The organism is Mesorhizobium sp. M0991, from assembly GCF_040318915.1.
Lineage (GTDB): Bacteria > Pseudomonadota > Alphaproteobacteria > Rhizobiales > Rhizobiaceae > Mesorhizobium.
In genome coordinates this window covers 1-9301 of the sequence record NZ_JAMYNE010000071.1, presented here as the reverse complement: position 1 = coordinate 9301, position 9301 = coordinate 1, and the positions used below count along the sequence as shown (strand labels likewise).

Genomic DNA, 9301 nt, shown 5'->3' with positions numbered 1-9301 from the left:
AAAGAAAGCTTGACCCCAGCACTCCGGTGCTCAGGTTCTCCTGGCTGCCGGATGCGCACGTCTGCGGTCTTCACCGGATGCGTACGCCGTATGTCGCCGCGTCGGATGGCCAGGAGCGGCCAGTGCCAGTTGGATTTTGTGATGGAGCGGCGCAGCGGCGAGCGTCCACGGGCCGTTTTCCTTGCGCCGATCTTCCGCGATCTTGGCCTTTTCCACGCATCGCTGCAGGATTTTTCGCGAGGTGAATTGAGACCCGCCACGACTGTCAGGGGCGTTCGGCGGGCTCTACTCCGGAACAATGTCTTCTTCTGAAAGTTTTTCCTTACATCGCAAAGGAGATTCAAGATGTCAGAAAGCCGCGAATGGTTTGTCCAATGGCTTAGAGATGCTCATGCCATGGAAGAGCAGGCCGAAACGATGTTGAACGGGCAGTTGAGCCGTATCGAGAATTATCCCGAACTGAGCGACCGGATCCGACAGCACCTCGACGAGACCAAACAGCAGGCTGCCCGGCTGAAGACTTGTCTCGATCAGATGGACGAGGGTTCATCCATGATGAAGGATGCTGGCGGTAAGCTGACGGCGATGGCGCAATCGCTGAGCGGCGTCTTCGCTGAAGACGAGGTGATGAAAGGATCGCTCGCGAGCTACACGTTCGAGCACATGGAAATCGCCTCCTACACGATCCTGATTGCCGCCGCTCGATCGCTCGGCGAAACCGAGGTTCTTCGGGCTTGCGAAGAGAATCTGCAAGAGGAAGTCGCGATGGCGGATTGGCTGAAATCCCGTCTTCCCTCCACGACCGAGCAGTTCCTTGTGCGGGCCGAAGCGGACAGTGACAGCGCCAAGCGGTGATCGGGTAGGAACGCAGTAACCGTAAACTGGGTGATCGGGATTCGTCCGCTAGCGCGTCCCCCTTCGTGAACGCTGGGCAACGAACACGCCTAGCAAGCGGTCGTCGAGTTGCGCATTTCGAGAAATTGCAACGACGAGCGATGCTAATATTGCGGCGTCGTCACTTAGAGAGTCGAAGCGTTCGCCTGCGCAAGCCTGGTCGAGTCGAAGCGTTCGCCTGCGCAAGCCTGGTTAAATACGCATTGGCAATAGCCAGATCGGAAGGGCTAGCGCAGCGCTCCGCGATCAAGCTCGAGTGGGCGTGTTAAAACGTTCGAAACGAGGTCGCGATAGCGGAATGCCCGAGAACGCCCCAGATGACTGAGCAGTTGCGTGCGCGGGCACCGGCAGCGCCAAGCCGGATCGGAGAAAGTTCGTCCTGACAGCGGACAGAGCGCGCCGTTGCGCTCACGTTATGGGGTCGGCAGCACTTGCACGGTTTTCGGGGTGAATTCCGCTTCAGCCGGTCGCTGGCGGTTTCGCTGAAGGCCGTGACCGACCGGCCGACGATCATCATGCTCGAAGGGGTTGACCGCTTTGTCTTCTCCGCCGTGCGCATCGTCATCGCGCCGTCCGTGGTTCCAGAATATGCAATCCGATGGCTGAACTCGTCGGGACTCGATAAATGTCAGCGCGGCATCATACTTTGCCTTCAGGACGACTGTTTCTCTGCAATGACCTCTGTCTACGCTCATCCAGTTCGGTCGGTGTCCATCTGCTCATTCAGACGTCGTTGATAGGCAAAGCCGACAGCCGCGGCGACTGCCAAACCTGCCGCCGCCAGAAGGAGTTTGTCCTCGGTATGCTCATTGCCCGATGCGTCTTGAATAGCTAACGAAGCTTCATCGAAGGGTGCGGATGCTCTTGCGGCAGTCTCGCCCTCGTGCGCCCCAGCGCCGCTATGGCGGATACCCGCAGCTAGACGTTCTGTCTTCTTAACAGTTTCCTTGGCCACGCCGGTCAACTCGGCAGCTTCGCGTTTTATTTTACCAGCCGTTTCAAGAGCGAAATCACTGACGCTTTCCGCCAAATCACTAGATTGCTCCTTCAGGCGCTCCTTGGCGTACGATAGGTGATCCACCTGCTGCTCGCCGGGTGGCCGGGCTGAATTGGTCCGCCACAAGCTGATCAATCCCGCTCCGACGAGTGCGGTTGCGATCGGCGGATGGCGGAGGAAACGCCACCCCAAACCGGCCCCAATCGCCAAAGCAGCGCTCGGATTGGCAGCCGCCTTGGCCTTGAGATCGTCAATAATCGCCTGCGCCACCGATTGCATTGAGGCTCTTGCTTTCTCCACCAGGGCATTCTTTGCCTCAAGCGCTTCGTGTTTCAAATCATCGGTAAATTCGGAGAGCGTGTTTGGCGACCGAAGTGTCGACAAGTCCTCGGCGAGCTTAGCCCGGGCAGCCTCAACTTCGTATTCAAGATGCTCAAGTTGCGGATCGGCCATCATAAATCTCTCTTGCCACCGGGGCGGGCAGGTTTGCTCGACCGAGCGTTGCCCGACCGCGATTTGGCCGTTATTCCTTCCGAAGGGGTGGCGCTGCCCGGTTGCAGCTTGGCGGCCGGAGTGGATGAACCGCTCGATCCACTTGGGCTTGGCGAAGGCGGCTGCACGGGTTCACTTGATTGCTCTTCTGACAAGGCGCTTCCAAAGGCGCCCGCAACGTCCCTCGCCACCTCCTTGAGGCCGTCCGAATTCAGCCCACGTTCCTCGGCGACGCTCTTGAGCCGTTCGCCCGCCTTTGCTGTCGAAGACTTCAAGCGGTCCCCAGCTTTTTCAGCAGCATCCGTCAATCGCTCTCCTGCAGGGCCGAGCGTGCGCCTCTCGACATCGCTGGCCGGTAAAGCAGCAGCTATAGCGGCACCGGCTGCGAAGCCGGCCAGGACAAAAGCCAATGGCTGTTCTTCCACCATGCGGCCAATCGTGTCCTGGAACGTTGATTGGGCTTGCTGCACCACGCGCCCTGACTTCTCGGATACGGTGCGACCGGCCTGTTCTGCGTATGCCGCGGCCGATGATGCGTAGTGACTTGCGGTTTCACTCACCTTCTCCCCAATGCCGGCTAAATTGTCGCGCATGGCCTCAGCTGTCTCGCTAGCCTCTTCCTGCGTTTTTGACGCCCCGCCGCTGGCGGTGCGTACGTGCGGAGCATTTTGGCGCCCGTTGGTTCCACGGGATTGCTCGCGATGCCCGGCACTTGAACCGCGGCTGCGCATTAGCAGCGCGCACCCTGCTGCGACGAGCAGAAGGCCTTCGGGATTGTTCCTAGCGGAGCTGAGAAGCCATTCTTTCGTTCCAAAATCCTGGACCTGTGAATTGCGGCTCATGTTAGTTGCCCTTGGTTGTCGCAATATCCTGCTTTATTTGGCTAATGGAGTGTGTCGGCAGAAGTTGTTTTTGCGCATCAGCCCGGCCCCTATAATAGGCGAAAGCAGCGGCGACGCCCGTTGCGGCCGCGACGATCAGACACGACCAGTGCAGGGCTATCCCTAAGCTGGCGATTCCAAGTACGAGGGCTTGCATTAGAAGCAGAGCGGCGACCACTCCCAGCGCGCCAGCAGCAGACATCCACACACCTGCTTGGAGCTTCGTTGAGACGTTGGCGGACAGCTCCGCATGCGCCAGGCGCAACTCTTTTTGAAAGAGGTCCGCGACGTCCGCCAACACTGCCGACAGTGCTTGAGGGAGAGGCGAATTCTTCAGATGTTCCTGTGCCATCAGATCAGTTCGCTCCCTGCCGCCTTCCTTTGATGGACTCTGGTGCGGGAGGCGCGCTCTTCAGTGTGCGGAACGTCAAAAAGCCCGCTACGGCGGCCAGCCCAAACACCAAACCCGGCTTGCGCCTCGCGAAATCGGACGCTGCAAGAACCAGCTGATCGACGGACCTGTCTCGCAGGTCGTCTGCGTATCCATCAAGCCTATTCGCGAAGGTGCGCACGACCCCAGCGACTATCGGTGCGTTTGCGTCGAGGTCCTCGGCCGCACGCTTGGTCGAACTCGCCAGTTGGCCCATCACCTCGGCGCCGCTGCCGACCTGACGGTCCAACATCTCCTTCACCTGATTGGTCACGGTGGACGCGCCACCAACGGCCGCCCGTTTGGCGGTTTCCGCTGCCCCTTGCGCTATGTCGGACGCTTTGGATAACGTGCCGCTTACAGTCGCTCCTATGTCTTCCGAGGTACCGTCACCAACTCTTACCGCAGTCGGGGGACGCCGTTCAGAATTCCGGTTGTTCATGGTTTCCTCCATTCGAGGAGCAAACGGAGGTAAGGCCCGTTGGTTCCCAATGAGTGACTATCTGGGGTTTCAAGTTGCGTTTGCGAACTCGAGGCGCGCATCGCGTGCTTTTGCATTGGGAATGATGGGTAGCTTGCGGGCGGGCGCAATGCGAATAGTCATCTTTTCCTTTCCTGTCTGAAGGCGCGAGGGGATCATATCTGGCGACGGTGAGCGCGACGAGGAGAGGCTGGAGCGCGGACCTTCACGGCCGCCGCGCACCGGTCTTCGACCGCTGCGCCTGCCGCTGTCACTGGCGATCGGCGCCAAGCCTACGAGTTTGGCGATGGCCTTATTGGAAAGGGTGCCAATCTCGGGCAACTCGGCCATCAGGAGTACGCGGGCGACACCGTTGACCGAACGGAAGACCTAATCGAGACAGGCCCACAGCGGGTCGTCGTCGCTAGCGAGGCGATCTCGCCCTTCAAGTCGGCGGCTCTGACGCTTGAGCAGAACAATGACCTCGTCGAGGCTGGCGAGGGGTTCGGCATCGGCGACGGCGCTTTTGCGTTGCTTCTGGATGGTGAGATCGCCAGTCACCTGGGCAAGCCGGGCGACCAGCGCCTTGAGCCGTTCTGGGCTACGCGCCGCGGCGTTGGTTACAGCCGCTTGACCATGATGTCCAAAGTGATCTGCGCGCTACTCGTTGCGCTCGTCAAAACGCGACTGCTGGTCGGCGGCATCGGCCGATCCGCCCAGCGTGTCGGCAACCGTGGCACCTCGCGCACCCATCGGCTGCTGCGCACCTGTGGTGGTGTCCATCGCTGTCTGATGCTCCATCTCGGAATTCAGCTCCGCACCTACAACCAGGATAATCACAGAAATCCAAGTCCACATCATCAAGCCGATGACTGCCCCAAGAGCCCCATACGTGGCGTTGTAGTTGGCGAAGTTTTCAAGATAATAGGAGAAGCCTATCGAGACTGCGATCCAGACCACAGCGGCGAGGAAGGCGCCCCATGTCGCCCATTGCCACTTTGCCCTTTCCCGGCTGGGTCCGTAGCGGTAAATCAGCGTGATCCCGACGCCCACCATGATCAGCATCATCGGCCACCGAAAGATCCGCACAAGGGCTTCGGTCCAGCCGCCGAGGTTCAGCAGCGCAAGCACGGCCGGCACAATCCCCACCGAGATGATAAAGCCGATACCAATGAGGATGGCGCCAAGTGTGAAGCCCAAGGCCAGGAGATTCAGGTGGATGAAGCCGCGCTTTTCACTCTCCTCGTAGGCGATGTTCATGGCTTCGAATAGCGTCTTTATGCCGTTACTGGCGCTCCACAGTGCGACGGCAAGGCCGAAGATGAAGCCGAAGCTGAGCGCGCCAGCCTTCTGAGCGGCCAAGGACGCAAGCTGAGATCTGATAATATCCAGACCTCGCGAAGGCAGTACGCCGCCAAGGAACGCAATGTGCTCAGCGATGGTCTGAGGATCGGCGACGAAACCATAGATGGACACGAACGCGGCAAGCGCTGGAAAGAGGGCAAGAAGCAGATAAAATGCAGCCCCCGCCGCGATCAGCATAACACGGTCCTCGGTTACCTCAGCAAAGACCCGCCACAGCACGTCCTTCCAGCCGCGGCTGGGAATCTCTGACGGCCATTCGGCATTGCGTCCGCGGCTCTCCCGTTCGGCCCGCCGCTCAAGTTGCACTTGACCTTCGTAAGCGTCCTCGGTTGTTTTCTTCGACATGGCCGCCGGTCCGGAGCATCTTCTTCGCGGGGCAAACGTATAATATCGCCAAAGGATGCAGGTGCAGACCTGCGCTTACAAATAAACATCCGCCGCCTGCAGCAACAACTGCGCGATCCCCACTTGGCCCTTCGGCTCCCATGCTCATCTGGCGGGGGATGCGACGGCTGAGCGTGCATGTTGTCGGGACGACAGCCTGATAATCCTCATTGCACTGGATCAGTTTTAGGACACCCGCGTTACCAGCCATGGTCTCGCTCGCGCCTGAACATCAGTTCGTCAACGCCGGAAGCATTCGGTTTCATGTCGTTCAGGCCGGGCCTGCCGGGGGTAAGCCGGTCATGCTCCTGCACGGCTTCCCGGACTTCTGGATCGGCTGGAGACGGCAGATCGGTACGCTCGCTTCCGCCGGATATCGGGTCATCGTTCCCGACCAGAGGGGCTACAACACCAGCGACAAGCCAGAGGGTATCAGCGAGTACACGCTCCCCAAGCTGCTCGGCGATGTATTCGCCCTGGCCGACGCGCTCGGCATCGGAAGGTTTCACCTCGTCGGACATGACTGGGGCGGCATCGTCGCTTGGGCCGCCGGGGCAAAGTTGCCTCATCGCCTGGACAAGCTCGTCATCCTGAATGCGCCCCATCCCGACGTTGTGTTTACCCATGCCCTGCGATCTCCGACGCAGTTTCTGCGGAGCAGTTACGTGGTTTTCTTCCAGATCCCATTGCTGCCCGAAGCCGTTTTGGGTGCGCGGCGCTCCGCCTTGCTCGCACGAGCACTTAGGACATCCAGCCGGGAAGGCGCCTTCGAAGAAGAGGAGATTGCAGAATATCGGCAGGCTTGGGAGCGGCCGGGGGCGCTGACCAACATGCTCAACTGGTATCGCGCCTTGCCCTTTCGCCCGAGCTTGAAGGAGCGGATCACGACGCCCACTCTTGTTATGTGGGGGATGCAGGACCAGGCTCTAGAATCCGGGCTGGCCAAGCGCAGTCTCGCCCTTTGCGACGATGGCCGCGTGCAGACTTTCGAGAAAGGGACGCATTGGGTTCAACGCGAAGAGAGCAACGCGGTGAATGCGGCGCTTCTGGCGTTCCTGGAGGGCTGAGGAACTCAAAAATGGATAGAAACTGGGGGCAGCGTCAGATGGAGCCGGAGGAGGCCTGCAGGGCATTCCTGGCTGCTGCAAAAGAGGAGGGGACATTACAACTAGCTAAGTTGGATTGCGGTATAAGGTTCTATTGTCTCCGACCAACACCGCGCTTTGCGGAGCCCGCCGCCAGCAAGGAGAGGCGACGGACCCCCGCCTTTGATACGCCTGTTCATGGCCTCCACGCTCATATCGGCGCAGCGGGCGCTCGACATCACTAGAGCTCATTGGCAAGCAGCCCGCCGATATACACTGGCAGTGTCCAGGCGTGGGCGTGGCCTTTCCGCTTGGGTATTATGGTGCGGCCTGCCCGATCGGCCGTCCCTCGATCGACCCTGAGTTGCTGATCCGCATGCGGATCGTCGGCAGCTCGTCCTCGACTCGATGCGCGAAGTCGTCGACGCCGTGCGCAAGCCTGGAGCTGTAGCGGCCTCGCCTGTCCCGCCCCGGTGTCATCGCTTCGCTGGCGCTAACGGTGAGACCGCGTCTCCGACGACCATCCGGGGCTCAGGGCGGCAATCCGCGAAGTGCTGCCCGAAGCGGTCTGGCAGCGCTGCTACGTGCACTTCCTCAGAAACGCGCTCGACTACGTGCCGCGCAAGGTCGACGACGATTGCCTGATGGAGCTCAGATGGTTCTACGACCGGCGCGACCTTGCCGAGGTCAAACGCGACCTGGCGCAGTGGATCGCCAAATGGCAGGCCAAATACCCGAAGCTGGTCAACTGGGTGGAAGATAACATCGAGGAGACGCTGAGCTTCTATGGGCTGCCGCTAGCTCACCACAAGCACATGAAGTCGACGGATGACATCGACAACCCTGATTTCGACTTTTTCGATTCCTGTTGCGTTTCTTTGTTCGGCTCAGGTGAGCCTGTTTCTTCGTCCCGGCCCACAGGATTTCCCACGCGAGCGTGTCGAGACGCAGTCAAGGCTGGCCGGTGCGATGGCGCCACGGCCGGCTGCGAGGTTTCCAGGCCACGCCTTGACGGCGTCGAGCACGGCGCCATTCTGGAGCGGACCGAGGGCGTCGGTCGTGCCGCCAGATTTCCTTGTGCTATATTTGTCCGGCACGGACGACCACGTGGCAAAGAGTGGTGCGAGAGGATGAGAGTGCCGCCACGCAGCCGTTATAGTCGTTCCTCGTTTGTGGCGTCCGTGCGCCGCTTCGGCCCGCGTGACCGCCAATGCCGAACCATTAGCTCGTAGGCACGTTCGGCATTCTCGGCCGCGGCTTTCTCGCTGTTTCGCAACTCCTTCACGTTGTAGGCGTAAGCCGAACCGCGGCGACCGACACCGCGCTCGCCCGGCGCGCCGGCCTTGAGAGCGAGCTGCCTCTGCTTTGCCGCCACCAGCGCCGGGCGAGCCCAGAAGTAGTCCTGCTCCTTTGTCAGCAGATGCCAGATCAACACGGCGAGCTTGCGGGCGAGTGCCACGGCTGCGACCTGATGGCCGCGCTTGTTACGGATGCGTAGGAAGAAGGCCCTGAGCGGTCCGGGCGCCTTCGCCGTCGCCCAGGCGGCCTCGACCAGCATGGCGCGGGCATGGGAACGACCATGTTTGCTGATCCGGCCATATTGCGCCAAGCCAAGACCGGATTGGCGCACACGCGGATTGAGGCCGAAGTAGCTCACCAGCTTCTGCGGTTCGCGAAACCGCCGGATATCGCCGACGGCGGCGATGATACCGCTCGCGACGATGGCATTGACGCCGGTGATCGTCTGAAGCCGCCGGACTTGCACATCATCAATCGCTTCCCGGGCGATGTCGCGATCGAGGTCGGCCAGATCCTCGGCCAGGCGATCGATCTCGCGGATGTGGCGGGCGATAGCGGCCCGCTCGTCATCGGGAAGCACCTGCCGCTCGAGCCAGGCGCGACCGCGATTGTTGAACAGATCGGCATGCGGGCACTTCGGCACTAGGTGCGCCTGCAGGATGCCATGCACCTCGTTCTTCACGCGCGTGCGATGCCGAACTACCTGGTTGCGCCGCGCGACGAGGCGGCGAAGCCGCTCGGTCCGCTCGTCAGGTACCCAGACCTCCGGCAGAAAGCCGCTGGCATGGAGCTGCGCCAGAACGCCGGCATCGATCTTGTCGGTCTTGATCCTGGCATGAGCGATCGCCTTCACCTGCATCGGGTTGGCGACAATCACCCGGCCGACATAGGGCGACAGGACCCGCACCACCGCCATGGCGTTGCCCGTAGCCTCGACGACAACCTCATCCGTCCGTCGCAAATTGCGGCCGAACCCTTCCAGTCCCGAGCGGGTCATGTCGAGCCGTTCGTGAT

Annotated in this window: 9 protein-coding genes and 2 pseudogenes; 3 read left to right on the top strand and 8 right to left on the bottom strand. The window is 60.8% G+C overall.

What is annotated here, in order from left to right:
* The first annotated feature begins 345 nt into the window (after positions 1 to 345).
* Positions 346 to 855, top strand: coding sequence for a ferritin-like domain-containing protein (locus NKH70_RS35035; protein WP_352700461.1), 510 nt, complete (start codon positions 346 to 348; stop codon positions 853 to 855).
* 730 nt (positions 856 to 1585) lie between these two features.
* Here the strand turns inward: NKH70_RS35035 and NKH70_RS35030 are convergent.
* The 7 genes and pseudogenes from NKH70_RS35030 to NKH70_RS35000 form a co-directional block, all read right to left on the bottom strand.
* On the bottom strand, positions 1586 to 2347 hold the full coding sequence (locus tag NKH70_RS35030; protein WP_352835245.1) for a hypothetical protein: 762 nt from the start codon (positions 2345 to 2347) through the stop codon (positions 1586 to 1588).
* Positions 2344 to 3225 carry a hypothetical protein gene (locus NKH70_RS35025; protein WP_352700463.1) on the bottom strand — a complete coding sequence of 294 codons (882 nt, stop codon included), beginning with the start codon at positions 3223 to 3225 and terminating at the stop codon, positions 2344 to 2346. Before NKH70_RS35025 ends, NKH70_RS35030 begins: the two co-directional genes overlap by 4 nt.
* 1 nt (position 3226) lies before the next feature.
* The gene (locus NKH70_RS35020) at positions 3227 to 3616 is read right to left on the bottom strand and encodes a phage holin family protein (RefSeq protein WP_353027416.1); all 390 of its coding nucleotides are present in this window, start codon (positions 3614 to 3616) and stop codon (positions 3227 to 3229) included.
* Between the two features lie 4 nt (positions 3617 to 3620).
* Positions 3621 to 3968: a hypothetical protein gene (locus NKH70_RS35015; protein WP_352467850.1), complete on the bottom strand. Its 348-nt coding sequence runs from the start codon at positions 3966 to 3968 to the stop codon at positions 3621 to 3623.
* Positions 3969 to 4205: 237 nt separating this feature from the next.
* A pseudogene (locus NKH70_RS35010) lies at positions 4206 to 4529 on the bottom strand (transposase); the annotation flags it as partial.
* Between the two features lie 15 nt (positions 4530 to 4544).
* The gene (locus NKH70_RS35005; RefSeq protein ID WP_352662260.1) at positions 4545 to 4715 is read right to left on the bottom strand and encodes a hypothetical protein; all 171 of its coding nucleotides are present in this window, start codon (positions 4713 to 4715) and stop codon (positions 4545 to 4547) included.
* A 99-nt stretch (positions 4716 to 4814) separates the two neighbouring features.
* Positions 4815 to 5864, bottom strand: a complete 1050-nt coding sequence (locus NKH70_RS35000) for a YihY/virulence factor BrkB family protein (RefSeq protein ID WP_353027415.1) — start codon at positions 5862 to 5864, stop codon at positions 4815 to 4817.
* Positions 5865 to 6112: 248 nt separating this feature from the next.
* Between NKH70_RS35000 and NKH70_RS34995 the strand changes: the two genes are divergently transcribed.
* Together NKH70_RS34995 and NKH70_RS34990 are read left to right on the top strand one after the other, a co-directional pair.
* Positions 6113 to 6970, top strand: a complete 858-nt coding sequence (locus NKH70_RS34995; protein WP_352662257.1) for an alpha/beta fold hydrolase — start codon at positions 6113 to 6115, stop codon at positions 6968 to 6970.
* 527 nt (positions 6971 to 7497) lie between these two features.
* Positions 7498 to 7827, top strand: a pseudogene (locus NKH70_RS34990) (transposase); the annotation flags it as partial.
* 314 nt (positions 7828 to 8141) lie between these two features.
* Here NKH70_RS34990 and NKH70_RS34985 read toward each other — a convergent pair.
* Positions 8142 to 9301 (bottom strand): IS110 family RNA-guided transposase (locus tag NKH70_RS34985; protein WP_353027414.1); only part of this gene is annotated, 1160 nt, incomplete at its 5' end.

Bases quoted from the DNA above. Each gene is read 5' to 3' on its own strand.
- NKH70_RS35030 (WP_352835245.1), bottom strand. From the start codon at position 2,347: ATGATGGCCGATCCGCAACTTGAGCATCTTGAATACGAAGTTGAGGCT.
- NKH70_RS35025 (WP_352700463.1), bottom strand. From the start codon at position 3,225: ATGAGCCGCAATTCACAGGTCCAGGATTTTGGAACGAAAGAATGGCTT.
- NKH70_RS35020 (WP_353027416.1), bottom strand. From the start codon at position 3,616: ATGGCACAGGAACATCTGAAGAATTCGCCTCTCCCTCAAGCACTGTCG.
- NKH70_RS34995 (WP_352662257.1), top strand. From the start codon at position 6,113: ATGGTCTCGCTCGCGCCTGAACATCAGTTCGTCAACGCCGGAAGCATT.
- NKH70_RS35035 (WP_352700461.1), top strand. From the start codon at position 346: ATGTCAGAAAGCCGCGAATGGTTTGTCCAATGGCTTAGAGATGCTCAT.
- NKH70_RS35000 (WP_353027415.1), bottom strand. From the start codon at position 5,864: ATGTCGAAGAAAACAACCGAGGACGCTTACGAAGGTCAAGTGCAACTT.